Here is a 20,112-nt window from a genome sequence, read left to right as displayed (position 1 = left end):
GCAGCGATATGGGTTATGGTTTTCCGGCATTGTTGGCATACGCGTTCGCCGCGTCTTTTGTGCTGGGCCTGCTAAAGACCAGTCGGTGGAAGGCGGTGCTCATTGCCGTGCTTGCCGTGTGGGGCGTGCGCCTCGGACAAACCGAGGTCGACCTGCTCGCCACCGGCACGCCCCAGGCTTATGCCTGGTTCGCCTTCCTGGCGGCGGGCGTGTGGTTTCCGACTTTTGTGGTGGCCATGGTCAGCTGCGACTTGGGGGGGCGCCTGCATCGCGCCCTGTTTGCCAAGGACACGCCAGACGAACCGGCCGTGCAAGCACCGGCAGCGCCCGACGAAGAAGCGGCCGAGCAGTAGCCGCCGACGCCAGGCCTCCCGTCCCGAATCGAACGCTTGTTCCATTTCAAGGTTGAAGCGGTTACAATAAATTTCTCTAAAGAAACTACTCCTGGTTGCCTCTATCTCCACGCAAGGTCGTATCGCCAGGAATTGCCGGGATTCAGTCCGGTTGACAAGGCGCTTCTCTGCATAAGGCAGGTATTCATGAAGGTTTTGTTGAGGAAGTCCATGACGCGCATACCGCGCCTGAATCTCGGCAACGAGATGGGACATGCCTGCTTTCGCGTATTCTGCGGGATAGTTCTTTCGGGATTCATAGCGCTAACCTATGCTTTGGGCCAGATCGACGATTTGCGCAGCGCGATGCTTGCTGCGGCAACCTTTAACGCATTCGGGCTGGCATGGCTCGGTGTCGTCGGCGCTTCCCTGTTTACGTTCAAGATACGCCGCATCATTTCGATCCTGCTCGACCAGGCGCTCTTTGCCTATGCGCTCTATCTGGGTGGGCCGGCGCTGGCGCCGGCAATATGGGGGCCGGTGCTCATGGCCATCGGCAACGGGATGCGCAACGGGCCGTCGTTTTCCAGGCTTTCCGCCCTGTCCGGTGCCGTCTTCCTGAGCGCCGCGATGTGGTTTTCACCGTTCTGGCACAAGCTGCCACTGATAGCGGAAGGGCTCGTGCTGTCGGTGCTGATCCTGCCTTGGTATACGCAGGTGCTGTCGAAACAGATCGCCCAAGCCAAGCGCAAGTTCAAGCTGCGCGCAGCCCAGTTCGAATTCGCCTCCAAGACCGATTCCCTGACTGGGTTGCTCAACCGCTCGGGCTTCTTTGTAGCGCTGGAAAACCTGCTGGCCGATATCGAGACCAAGTCCATCCGCGGCGCGGTGATGCTGCTCGACCTGGATGGCTTCAAGGCGATCAACGATACCTGCGGGCACAGCGCGGGCGATGCGGCGCTGAAGGAAATCGGTATGCGCCTAATGCGCTACCTGTCCAACGGCGACCGCGTGGCGCGCATCGGCGGCGACGAATTCGGCATCGCGCTGGTCGATACCGCCTCGCACGAGGCAGTGGAGCAACTGGCGCAGGAATTGATCGAAGCCATCGCCGCCATCCGCATCCCGGCCGATGCCGGCCTGCGGCTCGGTGCGAGCATCGGCATCTGCCTGTTGCCGGACGAGCGCTTTACCAATTCCTCGGCCATCATGGAAGAAACCGACCGCCTGATGTACCAGGCCAAGCGCGCCGGAAAAAACTGCTTCCGCAGTTCGCGGGTGCTGGCTGCGACCGAGAATTGCGTCTAACAAACTTCACGAGTCAAACTTACACGGTGCCGGCCTCGGTTTTTGGAATTTCTATAATCCGGAATGGCGGCCGATCGGGGAAGCTGCGCTGCAGCAGCGGCTTGGCAACGTTATAGACGGGAATGTTATTGACTGTTTTTCCCTCCGGCGTGCCACGGTGCGCATGGCCGTGGAAGACGGCGTTCACCGGATAGCGGATCAGGGGTTCCTCCAGCCGGCTGGTGCCGAGGAAGGCATAGATTTCCACCGGCTCGCCCTTGACCGTCGCTTCGATCGGCGAATAGTGCAACATCGCGATGCGCTGGCTGGTGCGCAGCTTGGCCAGCGCCGATTCCAGCTTCAGCGCTTCGTGCAGCGCTTCGTTGACGAACTGCTTGATTGCGCCTTCCCCCCATGGGCCAAGCGTGCCGCGCCCGTATCCGCCGGCGAATCCCTTGACGCCGACGATGCCCACGCCGTGGATCTCGCACGCCTCGCCGTCGAGCACGCGCACCCCGGCGTCGATCAGGATGCGCTGCACCTCTTCCTGCCTGCCGGATTCGAAATCATGATTGCCCAGCACGGCAACGATCGGAATCCTGGCCGCTGCCATTTCTTCCACCAGCACATGCGTTTCTTCGGGCAAGCCATAATCGGTCAAATCGCCGCACAGCAATAATGCATCGGCCGCTTCGGCCGCTTGGGTAAACAAATTGCGCAGGCTGCCTGCCGATTCTTTTCTGCAATGCAGATCGCCCACGGCTGCAAAACGAATCGATTCTTGTGAGATCACGATATGCTCCTCGTCGGGAAAATGTTTTGCCAGGAACCGCCCACGAATGGCTGACAGGCGCACCAGCCTGTCCAACCCATCCTCTAATGACCGTGACTGTGTGGCATAAGTTTTGCTGATTCCTTCTGTCATGTCCTTGGGGGTTCGATATGGAAAGCGCCATTTCGCCATCACGGCCCGGTGACGAACCCGTCGCCGATACGGCAGCGTTTTACCGCCATGTCCTGGAAACGCTGAATGCCTCGACGATCCCGTTTCTGGTTGGCGGCGCCTACGCGCTGCACCGCTATACCGGGGTCAACCGCCACACCAGGGATCTCGACATCTTCATTCGCCGCCGCGACCTGCCGGCGGTCAGCGAAGCGCTGCGCCAGGTCGGCTATGAAACCGAGCTGCCGTTTCCCCACTGGCTGGCGAAGGTGCATGCCAACGGCGTCTATATCGACCTGATCTTCAGCTCGGGCAACGCCGTCGCGGAAGTCGACGACGCGTGGTTCGAGCATGCCAGCGACGAAGAGGTGTTGGGCCTGCCGATGCGCATCTGCCCGGCCGAGGAAATGATCTGGTCCAAGGCCTTCATCATGGAGCGCGAACGGTTCGATGGCGCCGACATCCTGCACCTGCTGCGCGCGCGCGGCGCCCAGCTCGACTGGCAGCGCCTGTTCCGCCGCTTCGAGCCGCACTGGCGCATCCTGCTCGTCCACCTGGCCCTGTTCGGTTTCGTCTATCCGGCGCAGCGCGCGCTGGTGCCGGCGGCGATCATGGACGAGCTGATCGAGCGCCTGCGCCGCGAAACCCACAGCGCGCCGCCGCAGCACGACATCTGCCTGGGCACGCTGCTGTCGCGCGAGCAGTACCTCAACGATGTCGGGCAGGACGGCTTGCAGGATGGGCGGGCCACCCCGCTTGGGAACATGTCGGAACGCGACATCGCGATCTGGACCGAGGCGATCCCCCAGCCCAAGCCGCACTGAAAACACCTCTTATCCGGCATCAAGCGCAGCGCGCATGGCGGGACGGGCGTTATAAAATGCACGTCGGACTGTGCCGGGTATGCCCGGCGCAGCGGCCCACTCATCCGTCAGTCAACCGTGCAAGAACAACACGCCCTACCCTATTTGCGCGAAACGCTCCTGTTCCTTTCGCTCGCCGGCATCCTCATTCCGCTTTTGCAGCGCTGGCGCGTCAACCAGGTGCTCGGATTTCTGGCAGTGGGCGCACTGCTCGGCCCGTTCGGACTCGGCCTGTGGGCCAAGGCGGTGCCCTGGCTCGGCTATCTGACCGTCTCGCGCGTGGAAGGCGTCGAGGCACTGGCCGAACTGGGCGTGCTGTTCCTGATGTTCATGATCGGACTCGAACTGTCGGCCGAACGCCTGTGGACGCTGCGCCGCTGGGTCTTCGGCGCCGGCACCGCCCAGGTCTGCCTGTCCGCCGTGATCATCGGCTGCATTGCCTATTTCTTCGGCAACTCGCTGGAAGCGGCGCTGGTGCTCGGCTTCGTGCTGTCGCTGTCGTCGACTGCAGTCGTGATGCAATTGATGGCGGAACAGCGCTCGATGAGTTCGCCGCTCGGCCAGGCCGGCTTTTCGATCCTGATGATGCAGGACCTGGCGGTGGTGCCGCTGCTGATCCTGATCGGCGTGCTCACGAGCGGGCAAAGCGAAGGTCTGGCGTCGCTGGTGACCGTCACCGTAGCCAAGTCGATCGGCGCCATCGTGCTCATCTACCTGATCGGCCGGCGCGTGATCCGCCCGCTGTTCCGCTCGTTTGCCCGGCAGCGCCAGCCGGACGTATTCATGGCGCTCACGCTGCTGAGCACGCTGGGCATCGCCAGCCTGACCGCCTCGGCCGGCCTGTCGATGGCGCTGGGTGCCTTCCTGGCCGGGCTGCTGCTGGCCGAAACCGAATTCAAGCACGAGGTCGAAATCACGATCGAGCCGTTCCGCGGCCTGTTGATGGGGCTGTTCTTCATGTCGGTCGGCATGGCCATCGATGTGCGCGAAGTGATCGCCTCGCCGCTGTGGCTTCCGCTGTCGGTGATCGGCCTGTTCGCCATCAAGGCATGCGTGCTGGCCGCGCTGTTTCGCATCGGCGGCTTTGGCTGGGCGCGCGCCTTCGAAGGCGGCCTGCTGCTGGGACAAGGCGGCGAGTTCGCGTTCATCGTGGTCGGCTATGCCATGACCACGCATCTGGTGGCGCCGCCGGTCGGGCAGTTCATCATGCTGGTGGTCAGCCTGAGCATGTTCCTGACGCCGCTGGCCGCGCGCATCGGCCACACCATCGGCGAGCACTGGGAACAGCGCCACCATGAGCAGGCGTTAGGTGAAGCGGTGCCCGATGCGGCCGGCGGGCGGGTCATCATCGCCGGTTTCGGCCGCGTCGGCCAGATGCTGGCGCAGCTGCTGAGCGCGCAAAAGATTCCGTATATCGCCTTTGAAAACGACGCGCGGCTGGTCGCGCGCCTGCGCGCGGCAGGATTCCCGATTTACTTCGGCGACGCCGCGCGTGCCGAACTGTTGCGCAAGGCGCATGCCGATCTCGCGCCGGCGATCGTCCTGACCATGGACCATCCCGCCTCCGCGCTCAACGCGGTGCGCGGCATCCGGCGCGAATTGCCGCACGTGCAAATCTTTGCCCGCTCGCGCGACGAAAAGCATGCGCGCGCATTGAAGCAGGCCGGCGCCACCGTCGTCATCCCGGAAACGCTGGAGTCGAGCCTGCAATTGTCGTCCTTCGTGCTGCAGACGCTGGGCATCTCCGAAGGCGCCGCCGCCTACCTGATCCAGCGCGAGCGCGAGCGACAGATTGCGGCGCTGGAAGGGGAGACGGTGCCGTGACGGCACGGCTTCCCGGGTCAATGTTGCTCTGTTGCGTGCCGATGCTGCGCTGATTACCATCCTATTCCTGGCCGTCATGCCGGGCATCTCCGTTGCAACGTAGCGGCCCAGCAAATTTGCATGCGTATTTTGCGATTGGCCACTTGAGAAATCGCAAGCCGCGCGCGCCGGCAGTATGGAAGATTCGTACGAAACGAACGCGACACTGCAGCCATCCCCCCTCAATGGGCTAGCGACAACCAGCCCCATTTTCTTATGGAGCACGATGATGAGCATGAACCTCTCCAGCCAGCCCCTTGTCCCGGTCCCGCCGCTGGCCGAAAGCGACCCCGCACAGATTGGTGCGGTGTTCGACAGCCAGCTGGAGACGGCATTGCGCTGGCGCCAATCCACCGCCGCCGAACGCATTGCGCGCATCAAGAAGCTGCGCAGCGCCATGATGGCGCGGCGCGAGGAATTTTATGAAGCGTTCATGCAGGATTACCGCAAGTCGCCGTCCGAGGTCGAGGCGTCCGAACTGCTGCCGGTGATGGACGAGATGCGCCACGCGATCGGCCGCGTCAAGCGCTGGATGAAACCGAAGCGCGTCTGGCCGACGTCCACCATGCTCGGCACTTCGGCCTGGATGCAGTACCAGCCGCGCGGCCGGGTATTGATCGTCGCGCCGTGGAACTATCCGCTCTCCCTGTGCTTCGGCCCGCTGGTGTCGGCGCTGGCCGCCGGCAACACGGCCATCATCAAGCCATCCGAAATGACGCCGGCCGTGTCGGCGCTCATGGCGCGCATCATCGCCGAGGTTTTCCCGGCCTGCGAAGTGGCGCTGTTCGAGGGCGGACCCGCCACGTCGCAGGCGCTGCTGGCGCTGCCGTTCGACCATATCTTCTTCACCGGCTCGCCAGCCATCGGAAAAGTCGTGATGGCCGCGGCTGCGAAAAACTTGACGAGCGTGACGCTCGAACTTGGCGGCAAGTCGCCGACCATCGTCACCGAGCACGCTGACCTGAAGCTGGCGGCGGAAACGCTCATGTGGGGCAAGTTCCTCAACGCCGGCCAGACCTGCATCGCTCCCGACTATGTGTACGTGCATGACTCGGTCAAGGAAGCCTTTGTCGCGCAGTGCCGCAAGGTGCTGCAGCAGCGTTACGGCGCGAGCGCGGGAGAGCAAAAGCGCAGCCCGGACTTCACGCGCATCGTCAACCAACGCCACACCCAGCGCGTCGCCGCCCTGCTGTCGGATGCAACTGCGCGCGGCGCACAGGTCGAGGCCGGCGGCGAAATCGATGTGGCGCAATGCTACGTCGCGCCCACCCTGCTCGACCACGTGCCGATGGATTCGCACATCATGGAAGAGGAAATTTTCGGGCCAGTGCTGCCGATCCTCGGCTATGCCCAGCTCGACCAGGTGATCGCCGATATCAATGCCCGCCCCAAGCCGCTGGCGCTGTACATCTGGAGCCGCAAGCAACAGGAAATCGACCTGGTGCTGGCACGCACCACCTCCGGCGGCGCCTGCGTGAATCATTGCGTGATGCACTTCGCCCATGGCGCGCTGCCGTTCGGCGGCGTCAACAATTCCGGCATCGGCAGCGCGCACGGCCACTACGGCTTCATGGCGTTCTCGCATGAGCGCGCGGTGCTGCGCTCAACGCCGCTCATGCTCGTCAAGATGTTCTTTCCGCCCTTTACCAAGGCCAAGCGCCGCATGATTCGCAGCGTGACCGACACGCTGCGGCTGCCGATGGTGTGATTGCTGCACTCGGGATGCGTCGGCATTACCCGCCAACGCATCCCGACGCCCACTTTCCTTGCCTTGCCCCTTGCACTATCCAGACATAGCCATGTGCGCCAATTACCGTCCTTCCACGCGGGATCAGCTGCAACAGCATTTCGGCGTGGCGCCGCCGGATTCGGCATACAAGGCTGAAGCTTTTCCGGCATCCATGGCGCCGCTGATCCGCTTGCCGCGCGCCGATGCCGTGGCCGGCGACCGCGCCTGCGCGCTCGGCATGTTCGGCCTGGTGCCGCACTGGGCCGACCTGAAGCTGGCGCGCCAGACCTACAACGCCCGCACGGAAACGGTGGCGAGCAAGCCCGCATTTCGTCATGCCTACAAGCACCAGCAATTCTGCATCGTGCCGGTCGCCTCCTTTTACGAACCCTCCTATGAATCGGGCAAGGCTGAACGCTACGAGATCGCCGACGCCGAGGGCGGCCCGCTCGGCATCGCCGGCATCTGGGAATATCGCCCGGCGCAGGACGGCGGGCTGGCGCTGCTGTCGTTTTCCATGTTGACGATCAATGCCGACGGCCATCCGCTGATGCAGCGGTTCCACAAACCCGGCGATGAAAAGCGCATGCTCGTCATCCTGCGGCCGGACCAGTATGACGCCTGGCTGACCTGCGACACGCAGGATGCAGCACGCTTTTTCGAACGCTATCCGGCCGAGCAACTGGTGGCGCATCCGGCGCCGCGCAGCGGCCACGGCGCGCAGCAGGAGATGCTGCCGGAAGGCTAACGGCATGCGTGCCGACAGCGCCGTGCGTCCCCTGCCCGCGAACGGGCTGCGCATCGCACGCATGAAGGACTGGCGGCGGGCACCGATCCATTTTTCAGAGGTAAAGCTCTACAGTTACCGGGAGCGTTTTCGCCATTTCGCGCAGTCAAACCGGCTAGAATGAAGGCCCAAAACTTGCCCGAATGGAATGCTTAATATCCTCGGCATTGACCGCCCCCTCCTGCACGCAGCACGCAAGCTGCTTTATCTCTGGGTTCGCACACACGTCCTGCCGCAAGAGCCGGCATCGCTGGAACTCGATCCCGACAAGCCGGTCGTGTACGTGCTGCAGCGCCGCTTCCTGTCGAACCTGCTGGTGCTGTCGCGCGAGACGGATGCCGGCGGCCTGCCTGCGGCACTCAAGCCGCTGGCGGCGCGCCGCGTGCGCGACTCGCGCTCGTTCTTCTTCCTGTCGCGCCCGCGCCCGTGGTTGTTCGCACGGGGTGCGCCGGCCTATTCCAGCCTGATGCGCCGCTTGGTGGCGGCCGCCCACAGCGATCCCACGTTCGACGTGCAGATCGTGCCGGTGTCGATCCTGTGGGGGCGCGCGCCGGACAAGGAACACTCGATCTGGAAGCTGATCTTCGCCGAGAGCTGGGGGCGGCAGCGCGCGTTCAGGCGGCTGTTCACGGTGCTGCTGCATGGCCGTAACACGCTGGTGCGCTTTTCCGCGCCGCTGTCGCTGCGGGCGATCGCTGACGAAGACCGGGACCGCGAAGTCACGCTGCGCAAGCTGGCGCGGGTGTTGCGCGCGCATTTCCGCCACCAGCGCGAAATCGCCATCGGCCCCGACCTGTCGCACCGCCGCACTCAGCTCGGCGGCTTGCTGGAAGCGCCGCGCGTGCGCGCCGCCATCGATGCGCTGGCGCAGGACCAGGGCGGCGGGCCGGCCGTACTGCGGCGCGCCCAGGCGCAGGCGCGCAGCTATGCGTGGGAAATCGCGTCCGACTATTCGTATCCGGTGATCCTGATCTTCCGGCGCTTTCTGACCTGGCTGTGGACGCGGCTGTACGATGGCGTCGAGGTCAGCAACTTCGACACCGTCACGAGCGCCGCAGTCGACCATGAAATCATCTACGTGCCCTGCCATCGCAGCCACATCGATTACCTGCTGCTGTCGTACGTGGTGTTCAACCACGGCCTGATGGTGCCGCACATCGCCGCCGGCGTGAACCTGAACCTGCCGCTCCTGGGTGGCTTCCTGCGGCGCGGCGGCGCGTTCTTCCTGCGCCGTTCGTTCAAGGGCAACAAGCTGTATGCGGCGGTCTTGAACGAATATCTGCACATGATGATCGCCAAGGGCTATCCGATCGAGTATTTCGTCGAGGGCGGCAGAAGCCGCACCGGACGCCTCTTGCCGCCGATGGGCGGCATGCTGTCGATGACGGTGCAGAGCTTCTTGCGCGACTCGTCGCGCCCGATTGCTTTCCTGCCGGTGTATATCGGCTACGAAAAGCTGTTCGAGGGCCGCACCTACGTCGGCGAGCTGATGGGACGGCCGAAGAAGAAGGAGTCGCTGTTCGACCTGCTGTCGTCGCTGCGCGAACTGAAACACAATTTCGGCAAGGTGCACGTGAATTTCGGCGAGCCGATCAGGCTGGCCGATGTGCTGGCGGCCCAGCATGCGGACTGGCGCGCCGAGGAAGTCGCCGAAGACGCGCGCCCGGCGTGGCTGGCGGCCGGCATCGACGAGCTCAAGGCGCGCATCGCCAACGGCATCAATGCCGCGGCGGTGGTCGACCCGGTCAACCTGGTAAGCCTGGTGCTCCTGGCCGCGCCGCGCCATGCGCTCGACGCCCAGCAGCTGGCGCGCCAGCTCGACGCCTGCCGCCGGCTGGCGCAAGCCGCGCCGTATGCCGGGCGGGTACAGGTCACCGCCTTGCCGGGCACGGACATCATCGCCTATTGCGAAAAGCTCAAGCTGCTGCAGCGCCAGACGCATGCGCTGGGCGACGTACTGTACTTCACGCCGGACGACGCGGTGCTGACGACCTACATGCGCAACAATATCCTGCACCTGTATGCGCTGCCGGCGCTGATCGCCAGCCTGCTGACGCAGAACCGCACCCTGAACCACAAGCACCTGCTGCGCCTGGCGCACGCGGTGTATCCGTTCTTGCGCGCCGAGCTGCGCCTGCGCTGGAGCGACGACGAAATCGATGCGGCGATCGGGGTCTGCCTGCACGCGTTGTCCGACATGGGATGGCTTGTCAGGTCCGAGCGCGACGACGTGTATGCGGCGCCCGACATCCTCAGCGACGAATATGCGCAGCTGGCGCTGTTGGGCCAGGCGCTGCGCCCGACCCTGATCCGCTATTTCATCACGCTCGCCACCCTGCACCAGAAGGGCTCCGGAGTGATCACGCCGGCCGAGCTGGAAGCGCTGTGCCATCTGCAGGCGCAGCGCCTGTCGCTGCTGCGCGAATTCAATGCGCCCGAATTCTTCGACAAGGCGATCTTCCGCATCTTCATTGACACGCTCACGCAGAACGGCCGCGCCGAACTGCGCGAGGACGGCAAGATCCACTTCGGCGAGGCGCTGCAGAAGGCTTCGGGCGAAGCGCGCTTCGTGCTGCCGATCGACGTGCGGCAGGCGATCCTGCACATGGCGCGGGCCGACACCGACACGGGCGCTCCGGACGATGACGCGCGCCGGGAGGCTGCCTGAAATACATCATCGCATCGGTGAAAGCAACAACCGTTACAAATCCCATCTTAGTCGCCGACGAAATTTATTTTCCGTACGGAACAAATTTTCCAACCTGTTGGTCTATAGCCAATGTAAGGCTTTGTATAGTGTTTGTTACGAGGACAGGTGAGGATTGTGATGAAGTGGTATTACGAGTGGAGATTGAATAAAGTACGCGCCGAGATATCGGTATTGAGGGAAGCAACCCAGGCAAAGCTGCTGGAAGACTATACGGCGCATTCGCGGCTGCGCGTGCTGGACCGGATGGCAGCCGGCCTGGAGCAGCGGCTGGCCAAGTTTCCCGATTCTTCCATCGATAATGCGAAAGGGGCGCATTGATCATCGGGTAATTCCGTCATGACAAAACGGCTGCCGGGCACCCTGTCCGCCAGCCGTTTTTTTGCGTCCGCCATATTGGTGGCGAGCGCGAGAAACACCCTGTCCGCAAGCTCTTTCTCGCAAAAGCGTTGCGCTACTGCTTCGTGAACACAAATGAATCGTTGTCAAACGTCGTGCTCTGGTTTGTATAGAGCTTGCCATAGCCTGGGTCAAACGCCATATATCCGGTCGAGGGCGACGTCTCGCCCGCCACGCTGATCGAGACGTTGTCCGCGCTGCCCGAGTAAGTCGCATTGGGTGCGAGCGTCGTGTTCCCCTGATAGGCCAGCGTAATAGCTACCGTGCCGTCATTGGGATTCGACATGGGCTTGGCGCAAGCGCTATCCTCGTACGACTGGACCGTCGATTGCCCCGCCAGCGTGTTGCCGCTTACCGAGAGAAAATCAATGCTGGTGATGCCGTAATAGTAGATCACACTACTCGCGTTGCCCGAAGTGGTGGAAGTGGTGGAATCGGACGCGCTGGTTGACGCCGCCGCAGCGCTAGATCCGCGGACTTCACATCCGGACTTCCACGTTCCCACATATTTGCCGAGATCGCCATTGGAACCGACGAGCGTGTTCGCCGCGGTGCCGGAGGGCGAGCTGGTTCCGTTGACGGTGCTTGTCGCCGGCAAGCTTGTGTTCGTGGATTGGCTGGTATTGGTGTTTTGCGTCGTAGAGGCCGGGCTGTTTGTACCGCCGCCACCGCATGCGGCCAGAACCCATACGACAGCAGTTGTTGCTGCCACATTGCGCATAACCATTCCCCCCTTTTTTATTAATGAAATTCAAGTAATAAGAGGGGAGAGTAGATTGCGCAGAAAGATTGCCGTTTAATCAAGGTCAACTATGCGATGGCGAGAGCCAATCGCCTTTCGGCAAATTGACTCTTCTCAAATACGCACGGCAAGGCGGCTAAGACATGGGAGCACATGCCGTTTGCATTCATGCGATTACTTCAGGACAGTGAGCTGTTTGGCCGCGTAATGCCCTTTCATCACGTAGATGTCCGGATTGGGATGCAAGCCGTCGGCACAGATATCCCACACCGTCTTGCCGCTGCTCGTCAGGTAGTCTTTCAGGTAAGCCGACTGGTCGATCACCGGCACGTTCTCGGCGGTTGCCGCATCGCGCTGCGCCTGCGAAATCTGTTCCCAGCTCAGGTTGCCGGAGTGGTTGCCCGGCCCGATCGTCTCGACGATCACTTTCTTGCCGCTGGCCTTGGCGACCTGGATCAGCTTGCGCACGCGCGCAGTCGTGTCGGCCACGGTGTCGTGCGAGTGATATTCGATCACGACATGGGTCGCCTTGGAATTGGCCATCTGCTGGTCCCAGGCCGGATAGACGCTGTCGCCGGCGAGCGCATGCTCGGCCAGGCGGCCCGGACTGCCCATGTTCTGCACGTTCAGGCCGGTATCGGCGCCGACCACGGCAGGTTCCGGCTGGTCGACGCGCACCCAGTCATTGTTCGGCAGCCAGCCCCAGATGATCGAGTCACCATAGTACTCGACCAGCACCGGCGCGCCCGACGCGGGCGTTGAATCGGTTGCAGTCGGCGTCGGCGTGGCCGTGGAGGTCGGCGTAGGGCTGCTTTGCGCGGATGTGTTCGCCGATGCGGCAGGTTGCGTGGAAGCGGCTGGCGTCGAGGCGCTCTGGGCGGCATCTGCCGGTACGGCAGCGGCCTGCGCGGGCGCCGGTGCGCTCGGCTCTGCGGACAAGACCGTGGCGGCCGGCTGGCTCGCGCCGGCTTGCTCGGGACTGCTGCTTCCTCCGCCACAGGCGGCGAGCAGGAATGGAACGACGGCGAGGAGTGAGGATAGTTTCATGTCAAATTTCAAAAACGGTGGATGGGTCCGGCGGCAATTGCCTGTTGGCGCGGCCCGGTGCGTCCTGCCCGCGCCAGAGCGCCGGGGCGACCACCGGAATGCCGATATCAATATGCAAAGCCGTGGAGCGTATTAACCGTGAGAAAGACAGGATTGCTTACAAGAAGTTTCCTGGAAGCGAAAATCAGAGGGGAATATTGGCGGGAGTGTTGCGATAAAAATCACTTGGCCTGCCGTATTTTGCGAGACAGGCATCGCCTGCCACCGGCAAACTGTCATTAAGTAATGCATGGCGGCGCTGTCACAGAAGCGCCACAGCGCGACAACGAGCTGCGATCTGAAGCGGGGAACGCCCCACGTTCAAGTCATCCCTCAGTTGGGCGGCGCGCTGCAGGTCCTCCTGCGGCGCGCCGCACATGGGTCACGCTTTGGCGTCGCCCTTGCCGGAACCAGCCGAAGTGCGGCCACTCATGTCCGGCCTCGATGTGCCGGCCGAATCGTTGCGCTGTTCAGCCGCGTTGCGCATGGATGATGCCAACGGCTGCGCGGCTTGCTCCTCGCCGCTGAAACCTTCGGAGCCGGCCGCATAACTCTCCATCGGCACCGGCGCATTGCGCGGGCTGCCACGCTCGCCCTGCGTCGATTCGGCCAGGCCCTCCTGCTGCCCGGCACTGTGCCCGCTGGCGCGGCTTGGCACGGCGGCATGCATGTCTTGCGCTTCGATGAAATCCTTCAGGCGTGCCATGTCCAGCTTGAGCTGCAACGCCAGCGCCTGCTCGCTGTTGCCAGCCATCGAGCCCGGCACTTGTTCCGGTTCATTGTGCAGCGTGAAGATCACGCGCGCAGCGTCCGGTCCGACGGGTTGCAGCTCGACCCTGCCGTCGTTGGTCGGGCCGCTGGTGTTGTGCCAGGCGATGCAGCGGTCGGTTTCCTGCTCGGTGATTTCCGCATCCCACTCCACGGAGCGGTTCGCCATGATGCTGGTCCAGTGCAGATGGGTGTCATCGAGCTGCTGCACGTTTTTCACTTCATCCATGAAGCACGGATAGTCCTCGAACCGGGTGAGCCGGTTGTATACCGTGTGGATCGGCACGCGAACGTCGATCGATTGCTGAATGGTTGCCATGCTGGTGCTCCTCGTCTTGGTCGAAATGCATGCGCCGTGCGCATCGCGTTGGCCGCGCACAAACCGTGCGGCATTCCGCGCTTTCTACAGATAAAGGCTTGTGGCGGGAAGAGGATAGTGGAAGCGAAAGCCGTGCCTGAGGAGAGTCCATGGGACACACCCGGCGCCCGGACAAGAAGAACGCGGGGAAAAGGTAGCCTCGCCTGTCATTCATACCGCGCGTGCGCCGCATTTTTTCGCAAGAAGATGGCAACCGCTTCTGGCGCGGCATAGACTGAAGGCGTGTCCACCTCCTGCCCGGCCGCCATGGAATTCCCGCAGCGCATGACTACCCCCTTGCACGAAGCGCATTTCGTCGAGATCCGGGGGAACTTACCGCGCAAAGGCACGCGCAAAGGCGTAAATGAAATCCGGCCAGCGCTCGCAGGGAAGATGCGTGATGCCCGCAGCTGCCTCGCGCCCGCCGCCGGTTTCAAACTGGACGCACAGACCGCGCGCGCCGCGCCGGTCCGACAGCGGCGCACGCACGCTGACCGTGTATCCGAGCGCGTGGTTGGGCGTGGCGATCGCGTGCGCGAGCTGCGGCCGTGCATTGGCAAGCCAGTTGCCGAATTCGCCGCGCACGCGGCGGCTCCACGCCGCATCGGGAAGCAGGTATATCCGCCCGCCGGCAAACTGCGCATACGGTTCAAGCTGGCTGGCCAGCGCCATGTCTTGCCGGCGCGCTTGCCGCAGCATCGGAAACACGGGCTCTGCCTGCATGAATCGGAATGGGTCGTCGTAGCGCTGCACGATCGCGTACAGCGCGGCAGGATGCAGCAATGGATCGGCAGCGGTATCGCCGTAGGCGTTGTAGTTCAGGCATTCGCCCAGTTCCTGCAGCGCGGCGACCTGCTGCCCACTGAGTGCCAGCGTATCGGCAAGCTTTCTGGCCGAGCCTGCGAAGTTATCACCGAAGGCTGCCACGACCGCCCAGCGGCGATATCTGCCATGCAGATAGCGGTCCACGATCATGGCGGTGCACGTCTGTGGCGCCAGATCGATCAGCGCGTGCAGGGCGGGATGGCGCAACACCGCGCCGCTTCCGTGATGATCGAAGTAGTCCACCGCCACACCGCGCCGCAGCAAAGACATGAGTGCCGCACGATTGGCGTCGAGCGAGATGTCGAGCACCGTGACCGTGTCGCCCGCTTGCGCCCGCACCCGCTGCAGCAGGGCGATTTCGCGCTTGAGCCCGGTGATGCGCTGCGCGTCGCGCGGCTCGGCCAGGCGCAGCTGCAGCAGCGCGCACATGCCGTCCGCATCGCCGTTGAACACATCAAAATATGCCATGACAGGAGCGACACCCATGAGCACGCACACAATGCAGTCCACGGCACAACCTGAGCTGCGCGTTTTCGCGCTGGAGGCAAGCCGGGCGTTCGGCGAGCGGGTTGCCGGCCATCTGGGCCTTGCGCTGTCGCCGCACGAAGAGCGCGAATTCGAAGATGGAGAGCACAAGGCCAGGCCGCTGACCAGTGTGCGCGGCGCCGACGTGATGGTGATCCACTCGCTGTACGGCGACGAGCGGCAAAGCGGCAACGACAAGCTGTGCCGCCTGCTGTTTTTCGTCGGCGCGCTCAAGGATGCGGCGGCGGCCAGGGTGACCGCGGTCGTGCCCTATCTCGCTTATGCGCGCAAGGACAGGAAGACCAAGCCGCGCGACCCCGTCACCACCCGCTACGTGGCCGCGCTGTTCGAGGCGGTGGGGTGTGATGCGGTGCTGACGATGGATGTGCATAACCTGGCCGCCTACCAGAATGCGTTCCGCTGCCGCACCGAACACCTGGAGGCAAACGGGCTGTTTGTCGATCATTTTGCGCCTTCGTTGCAGGACGAGGATGTGGTCGTCGTGTCGCCCGATGCAGGCGGCATCAAGCGCGCCGAACAGTTCCGCCAGCGCCTGGCCGACACCTTGGGCAAGGCGGTCGGCGCCGCGTTCGCGGAGAAGCACCGCAGCGAAGGCAAGGTCAGCGGCGAGCTGCTGGTGGGAGAGGTCGGCGGAAGAACCGCGATCATCGTCGACGACCTCATCAGCAGCGGCGCCACGATCGCGCGTACCGCCCGCGCCTGCCGCGAGCGCGGTGCGCGCCAAGTGCTGGCGGCGGCAACCCACGGCCTGTTCATGGACGATGCCGCCACGGTGCTGGCCGACAGCGCGCTGGCGCGGCTGGTCGTGGTCGACACGGTACCGCCGTTTCGCCTCGGCGCCAGCCCACTCACAGCGAAATTGACGGTACTCGACAGCACGGCTCTGTTTGCGGAAGCGATTCGCAGGCTGCATGATGGCGGATCGCTCACCGAGTTGCTGCAGGAGTGACGTCCCCTGCCTGCGCATGGCGCTCCGCCAAATCGAGATAGGCCAGGGCGCGGAGTTGCCATTTTGACGAATGGCGGAACTGTTCCTCGTTCAGATGAGAAATCGTGATGCGCGCCCGCAGGCAGGCGCGCACGCTTTGGTAAAAGTGGATAAGGCCCGGATCGGACGCGTCCTCGGAAAGGTCGCGATAGGCGCTCAGCAGCGCGTCGCCCAGAGCGACCGCGCCCAGTCGTTCGCATTCCAGTGCCAGGAACGCCAGCTCGTCGGCGGTGTCGGTGAGGCGCAAGTCACGCGAGAATTCCAGGCAATCGATAATGACTGGCACATCCTCCAGGCAGATATGCTCCGCCCGCAGATCGCCATGGCCCTCAACGATTCGGTCAGCGGCAACGCGCGCATCGAGCCACGCGCCTCTGTCGGCCAGCCACGCATGCTGTGCGGCGCAAATCCGTTCCACTCTTGGCGCCGGCAAGCCGTAACGGGGATCGCACAGCGCGGCGCGGTTTAGCGCGATGTCGCGCGCGAAGCGGGCACGGTATTCGGCCGGGCCAATGTCGGCCGCTGCGCAATGTCCATAAAAGCGCACCAGCAAGGCCACGACCTTGTGCATGTGCGCGGCATGCGCGGCATCAGCCTTGATCATGGCATCGAGCATGCGCTCCGCCGGCAAGCGCCGCATCTTGACCAACCAGTCGACGATGCTGCCTTGGTCCGACAACGCGAGATGCCCCTGCGCATTGACCGCCAAGGCAACGGTAGCCAGGTAAACGTCCGGCGCAAGACGCCGGTTCAGGCGGAGCTCTTCCTCGCAGTAAAAGCGGCGCGCCTCCACCGTGCTGAAATCCAGCAAGCCATAGCGCACCGGCTTTTTCAGCTTGTACGCATGCCGCGCGGTCAGGAACACCCAAGACATATGGGTCTCGACCGTTTCCACTCGCACACCAGCCTCCGGGAAACTATCCGGTTGCCGTAAAAAAGCAAGCTTCGATTCGAGGGAAACCATCACGCCGCCTCGTCCTCATGGGCGTTGCATTCCAGCCGGTATTGGTGTCCGGTCGCGCCGCCGCACGCTGGTGCCAGCCGAATCGGATGAAAAAATGTCGGCCAGGATGCGCTCATCCGCGACTCGGTCTTTTTACTATAGCCGCCTTCTTCGGGAAAACATTTGATCGCCATCGCGTCTGCGATGCTGGCAACGCACCACGCCTATCGAAGCGAGCGGCCGAAGGCTGTTACACGGCAGGCATAAAATGTATCTGTCTGTATTCCTGGTAATCGAGTGTAATAAGACAGGAGAAACCCGGCGCCCTCAGGTAAGGTGTGTGCATCAGCCATCTCCCTGCTGATGCCAAAGAAGAGTTCGCCCGCTACCGCAAGGCTAGCGGGCTTTTTTGTTGCCGCCGGGTGTTATTACGCTGATGGCCCAAATCCATAAAAATCAGCAAGTTAGACAACATTTGTTGCGTCGCAGCACGAGAATTAGCAGCCGCGTAATCTGATGCCGCCCTCATCAGCATGTACAGAAATCCCGACGACTATCGTCCAAGTACGCGGTATTAGAAGGTATTAACTGATTTAGTAAATGCTGAAATTTATAGCAGAGAAGCCTACCAGAGCCTGCAGGAAATACGTAAGTGCGCCCCGCGTTCAGAGAATCTATTCTTCATCATTTCTAAAATACCGTCTTTTGCCGCATCGCACCAACAAACCCGCTTCCTCTGCGATTCCTCAAACATCTCTCCACGGCCAGACCTACTGTGTCAGCATGACTCATATCGTGACTTTGAATTTGAGGTAATTGTCATGAGCAAAGGAACTGGCAAAGGCGGAAGCAAGGACAGCGGTCAACAGCTAACCGGGTACCCGGGAGGGAACTGGCCAAGCAAAACAGGCAGCCGTTCGGGCACAGGACGAGGAAACGCCCCGCCGAAACCCGGGGCGGGCCCCAAGAAGCAATAATTGGCTTCACTGGCCAAGAGTCTGTTAAGTACAGACTGGCCCTGGAACCTCATGTGGTTGCGGTTCGCTCAAGTATCCGCGACGAGTGCCAGCGGCCCTTCGCAATCTGTCTTTCCACCCGAAGCTTGTACGCTTCCGGCGACGGAGGGGTTTTGCGACGATGGCGACGGGAGTTACAAAAGTAGCACGCAGCGACAATATTGGGGCGTGCGTTACTCCCACCATCTTGCCGTGCAGTTAGGTGTTCTGCAGTCGCTTGCAAAAGGCGAGTTTCGTTCGGAGACAACCGGTACTGGAAAGCAAATTGGTCAGGGATGTTGAGCCAAGTGGGCACGTGACAGTAATAGCAGCGGCCGCCTTGGCAGGTGTGGGCAATAGAACGGGAACGACTCAGAGAATTGGGCATAAGAGGCTCCATAGGAAAATGAAACCCCGCTCGCCCTGAGAGCATCACGGGTACCAATCGAGTCACTCGTATTGGCCCATCAAGCGCTCTAAAGAGCCGCTCGCGGTAATTTTGGCTTATTCCCCGATTGGAGGCAAGCTAGTTGAGAACTCGGAAAGTCAGTTTCGCTAAGTCGAAGATTAACTTAAGTGTTTGACGTTAAAAGGTTTTCGGTAAAGATTGTGAAAATTAAAAGTTATGCCGAAACCAGATGTCCCCTCCTATCGCTTAAGAGACAACAACCACAAGTGCCTATATGTAACGTCGCAATATCGCGATTAATACTGAAAGGACACTATGCTCGAAAGCCTCTCCGGCCTTTTTGGCACAAAAACGAAGGAAGCAAAACTGGCATTGCGCCAAATTCCTCCAGGCGAATCATTGAAGTGTGACAGAAACGAAATGCCTCTGGGGACGCAGAAGCGTTACGGCGAACTTGCATTCTTTTTTCCTGGCAAAGACCCGATTGCCTATGCGCAAAATTGAACTGAAAGTGCCGACCACCCGTCGCGATTTATCATTTATCACTTTGCAGTACGCCCCGCCGAGCTGTGCCGAATTGGTATTGGAACAAAGTGCATCAAGCTACTAAAGGAACATTTGGGCGCAGGTGGCTTCACAGAAATTCTTTTTCAAGAGCAATACGGCCAAGAGGCGCATAAAGCATTCTTTGCGAAAATCGGTTGCACTTTTGTCGACTCAGAACCAAACCAAACAGGTTGGCTGCTTCCGCTGTAATTCAAAGTTCGCCAACCGGCGAGCTTTTCTTTCATCCCGATTACCATTCGTCTCCCCCTTACCAAACTTCCTCCGGCGAAGCGTAGCAAATCAATTGCCTTGGACCTTGCAAATTTAAATCCCTATTTTGGGTATTTTAATCCCCAATTTGAGGATTTAACAAATAATCCCTATAATGGGTATTCAAAGACCTAATTTGGGGATTAACGTGAGTATTGCCGATTGCTTGTTTCCGCCGCCGGTTCAAAACATCCTTCGAGTTGTCTATGCGACACCGGACAAGTCGTTCATGCTAAAGGACCTCATTGAACGGGCGGGCACTGGTCGAGGTAATGGCCAACGGCACGTCGAACTCTTACTTGCGGCCGGCGTCCTCAAAGAAGGCCCTCGACAAGGGCGCCAACGAACTATTAGCGCAAATACAAAATTTCCACTTTATCCCGAACTTCAAAGCATCTGTCGAAAGTCCTTTGGCCTTATTGAGCCGATTCGTGACGCGCTCAGACCGTTTGAGGAAGAGATTGGAGAGGCTTTCGTTTTCGGCTCTGTGGCAAGGGGAGCAGACACGCATCAAAGCGATATTGATTTGATGGTAGTGGGCACGGCGCCCATGATGGAAGTAATGGAGACATTGGCGAAGGCAGAGGAGGTATTGGGGCGTCCAGTGCATTTGAACATGTATACTCCCGAAGAATGGGCCGACTTGAGGGTTCATGACCCTGTCGTTAGCCATATCTCCACCGACTCCATCGTGAGGATTCTCCCTAATGCCGAGACCGCTTGAAT

19 protein-coding genes are annotated in these 20,112 nt (G+C 61.6%); 12 read left to right on the top strand and 7 right to left on the bottom strand.

Features of this window, described 5'->3' with window-relative positions:
* Nucleotides 1-8 precede the first annotated feature (8 nt).
* Nucleotides 9-353 (top strand): hypothetical protein, encoded by a 345-nt coding sequence (locus TSA66_RS03665; RefSeq protein WP_040039024.1) that lies wholly within the window; start codon nucleotides 9-11, stop codon nucleotides 351-353.
* 210 nt (nucleotides 354-563) lie between these two features.
* Nucleotides 564-1,640: a GGDEF domain-containing protein gene (locus tag TSA66_RS03660; protein WP_040039023.1), complete on the top strand. Its 1,077-nt coding sequence runs from the start codon at nucleotides 564-566 to the stop codon at nucleotides 1,638-1,640.
* Between the two features lie 19 nt (nucleotides 1,641-1,659).
* On the opposite strand, the gene TSA66_RS03655 is transcribed toward TSA66_RS03660, so the two are convergent.
* Nucleotides 1,660-2,412: a metallophosphoesterase family protein gene (locus tag TSA66_RS03655; protein WP_232429402.1), complete on the bottom strand. Its 753-nt coding sequence runs from the start codon at nucleotides 2,410-2,412 to the stop codon at nucleotides 1,660-1,662.
* A gap of 149 nt (nucleotides 2,413-2,561) precedes the next feature.
* Here TSA66_RS03655 and TSA66_RS03650 point away from each other — a divergent pair, with 149 nt between their 5' ends.
* From TSA66_RS03650 to TSA66_RS03625, 7 genes are all read left to right on the top strand, one after another.
* Entirely contained in the window at nucleotides 2,562-3,386 is an 825-nt protein-coding gene (locus tag TSA66_RS03650) for a nucleotidyltransferase (RefSeq protein ID WP_040039022.1), read from the top strand.
* 117 nt (nucleotides 3,387-3,503) lie between these two features.
* A complete protein-coding gene (locus tag TSA66_RS03645; RefSeq protein ID WP_040039021.1) occupies nucleotides 3,504-5,249 on the top strand; it encodes a cation:proton antiporter domain-containing protein in 1,746 nt (581 codons plus the stop codon).
* A gap of 265 nt (nucleotides 5,250-5,514) precedes the next feature.
* A complete protein-coding gene (locus tag TSA66_RS03640; protein WP_232429401.1) occupies nucleotides 5,515-6,996 on the top strand; it encodes an aldehyde dehydrogenase family protein in 1,482 nt (493 codons plus the stop codon).
* A gap of 91 nt (nucleotides 6,997-7,087) precedes the next feature.
* Nucleotides 7,088-7,765 carry an SOS response-associated peptidase gene (locus TSA66_RS03635; protein WP_040039020.1) on the top strand — a complete coding sequence of 226 codons (678 nt, stop codon included), beginning with the start codon at nucleotides 7,088-7,090 and terminating at the stop codon, nucleotides 7,763-7,765.
* Nucleotides 7,766-7,769: 4 nt separating this feature from the next.
* Complete coding sequence (locus TSA66_RS26745; protein ID WP_157691591.1) at nucleotides 7,770-7,928, top strand: hypothetical protein; 159 nt, start codon at nucleotides 7,770-7,772, stop codon at nucleotides 7,926-7,928.
* A 24-nt stretch (nucleotides 7,929-7,952) separates the two neighbouring features.
* Nucleotides 7,953-10,472: a glycerol-3-phosphate 1-O-acyltransferase PlsB gene (plsB, locus tag TSA66_RS03630; RefSeq protein ID WP_052452086.1), complete on the top strand. Its 2,520-nt coding sequence runs from the start codon at nucleotides 7,953-7,955 to the stop codon at nucleotides 10,470-10,472.
* 183 nt (nucleotides 10,473-10,655) lie between these two features.
* A complete protein-coding gene (locus TSA66_RS03625; protein ID WP_157691590.1) occupies nucleotides 10,656-10,832 on the top strand; it encodes a hypothetical protein in 177 nt (58 codons plus the stop codon).
* Between the two features lie 133 nt (nucleotides 10,833-10,965).
* On the opposite strand, the gene TSA66_RS25340 is transcribed toward TSA66_RS03625, so the two are convergent.
* The 4 genes from TSA66_RS25340 to TSA66_RS03600 form a co-directional block, all read right to left on the bottom strand.
* Nucleotides 10,966-11,637, bottom strand: a complete 672-nt coding sequence (locus TSA66_RS25340; protein WP_198358704.1) for a hypothetical protein — start codon at nucleotides 11,635-11,637, stop codon at nucleotides 10,966-10,968.
* Nucleotides 11,638-11,826: 189 nt separating this feature from the next.
* Nucleotides 11,827-12,699: an SGNH/GDSL hydrolase family protein gene (locus tag TSA66_RS03610; RefSeq protein WP_040039016.1), complete on the bottom strand. Its 873-nt coding sequence runs from the start codon at nucleotides 12,697-12,699 to the stop codon at nucleotides 11,827-11,829.
* Between the two features lie 421 nt (nucleotides 12,700-13,120).
* Nucleotides 13,121-13,825, bottom strand: a complete 705-nt coding sequence (locus tag TSA66_RS25335; protein ID WP_052452084.1) for an SRPBCC family protein — start codon at nucleotides 13,823-13,825, stop codon at nucleotides 13,121-13,123.
* A 372-nt stretch (nucleotides 13,826-14,197) separates the two neighbouring features.
* Complete coding sequence (locus TSA66_RS03600) at nucleotides 14,198-15,157, bottom strand: hypothetical protein (protein ID WP_040039015.1); 960 nt, start codon at nucleotides 15,155-15,157, stop codon at nucleotides 14,198-14,200.
* Between the two features lie 16 nt (nucleotides 15,158-15,173).
* Between TSA66_RS03600 and TSA66_RS03595 the strand changes: the two genes are divergently transcribed.
* The gene (locus TSA66_RS03595; protein WP_232429400.1) at nucleotides 15,174-16,184 is read left to right on the top strand and encodes a ribose-phosphate diphosphokinase; all 1,011 of its coding nucleotides are present in this window, start codon (nucleotides 15,174-15,176) and stop codon (nucleotides 16,182-16,184) included.
* Here the strand turns inward: TSA66_RS03595 and TSA66_RS03590 are convergent.
* Together TSA66_RS03590 and TSA66_RS28175 are read right to left on the bottom strand one after the other, a co-directional pair.
* Nucleotides 16,162-17,187, bottom strand: a complete 1,026-nt coding sequence (locus TSA66_RS03590; protein ID WP_040039013.1) for a hypothetical protein — start codon at nucleotides 17,185-17,187, stop codon at nucleotides 16,162-16,164. The genes TSA66_RS03595 and TSA66_RS03590 overlap by 23 nt on opposite strands.
* Nucleotides 17,188-18,192: 1,005 nt before the next feature.
* Entirely contained in the window at nucleotides 18,193-18,549 is a 357-nt protein-coding gene (locus TSA66_RS28175) for an HNH endonuclease (protein WP_084199262.1), read from the bottom strand.
* Nucleotides 18,550-18,885: 336 nt separating this feature from the next.
* On the opposite strand from TSA66_RS28175, the gene TSA66_RS03585 reads away from it, so the two are divergent.
* Nucleotides 18,886-19,074, top strand: a complete 189-nt coding sequence (locus tag TSA66_RS03585; protein ID WP_040039012.1) for a hypothetical protein — start codon at nucleotides 18,886-18,888, stop codon at nucleotides 19,072-19,074.
* Nucleotides 19,075-19,534: 460 nt separating this feature from the next.
* Nucleotides 19,535-20,110, top strand: a complete 576-nt coding sequence (locus tag TSA66_RS03580) for a nucleotidyltransferase domain-containing protein (RefSeq protein WP_040042157.1) — start codon at nucleotides 19,535-19,537, stop codon at nucleotides 20,108-20,110.
* Nucleotides 20,111-20,112: the final 2 nt, after the last annotated feature.

This window comes from Noviherbaspirillum autotrophicum (assembly GCF_000818395.1).
Taxonomy (GTDB): domain Bacteria; phylum Pseudomonadota; class Gammaproteobacteria; order Burkholderiales; family Burkholderiaceae_D; genus Noviherbaspirillum; species Noviherbaspirillum autotrophicum.
The sequence above is the reverse complement of the archived record's forward strand: the minus strand, read 5'-3'. Positions and strand labels throughout refer to the sequence as shown.

Bases quoted from the DNA above. Each gene is read 5' to 3' on its own strand.
- TSA66_RS03665 (WP_040039024.1), top strand. From the start codon at position 9: ATGGGTTATGGTTTTCCGGCATTGTTGGCATACGCGTTCGCCGCGTCT.
- TSA66_RS03660 (WP_040039023.1), top strand. From the start codon at position 564: ATGACGCGCATACCGCGCCTGAATCTCGGCAACGAGATGGGACATGCC.
- TSA66_RS03650 (WP_040039022.1), top strand. From the start codon at position 2,562: ATGGAAAGCGCCATTTCGCCATCACGGCCCGGTGACGAACCCGTCGCC.
- TSA66_RS03640 (WP_232429401.1), top strand. From the start codon at position 5,515: ATGATGAGCATGAACCTCTCCAGCCAGCCCCTTGTCCCGGTCCCGCCG.
- TSA66_RS03635 (WP_040039020.1), top strand. From the start codon at position 7,088: ATGTGCGCCAATTACCGTCCTTCCACGCGGGATCAGCTGCAACAGCAT.
- TSA66_RS26745 (WP_157691591.1), top strand. From the start codon at position 7,770: ATGCGTGCCGACAGCGCCGTGCGTCCCCTGCCCGCGAACGGGCTGCGC.
- plsB (WP_052452086.1), top strand. From the start codon at position 7,953: ATGCTTAATATCCTCGGCATTGACCGCCCCCTCCTGCACGCAGCACGC.
- TSA66_RS25340 (WP_198358704.1), bottom strand. From the start codon at position 11,637: ATGGTTATGCGCAATGTGGCAGCAACAACTGCTGTCGTATGGGTTCTG.
- TSA66_RS03610 (WP_040039016.1), bottom strand. From the start codon at position 12,699: ATGAAACTATCCTCACTCCTCGCCGTCGTTCCATTCCTGCTCGCCGCC.
- TSA66_RS25335 (WP_052452084.1), bottom strand. From the start codon at position 13,825: ATGGCAACCATTCAGCAATCGATCGACGTTCGCGTGCCGATCCACACG.
- TSA66_RS03600 (WP_040039015.1), bottom strand. From the start codon at position 15,157: ATGGCATATTTTGATGTGTTCAACGGCGATGCGGACGGCATGTGCGCG.
- TSA66_RS03595 (WP_232429400.1), top strand. From the start codon at position 15,174: ATGAGCACGCACACAATGCAGTCCACGGCACAACCTGAGCTGCGCGTT.
- TSA66_RS03590 (WP_040039013.1), bottom strand. From the start codon at position 17,187: ATGGTTTCCCTCGAATCGAAGCTTGCTTTTTTACGGCAACCGGATAGT.
- TSA66_RS28175 (WP_084199262.1), bottom strand. From the start codon at position 18,549: ATGCCCAATTCTCTGAGTCGTTCCCGTTCTATTGCCCACACCTGCCAA.
- TSA66_RS03585 (WP_040039012.1), top strand. From the start codon at position 18,886: ATGCTCGAAAGCCTCTCCGGCCTTTTTGGCACAAAAACGAAGGAAGCA.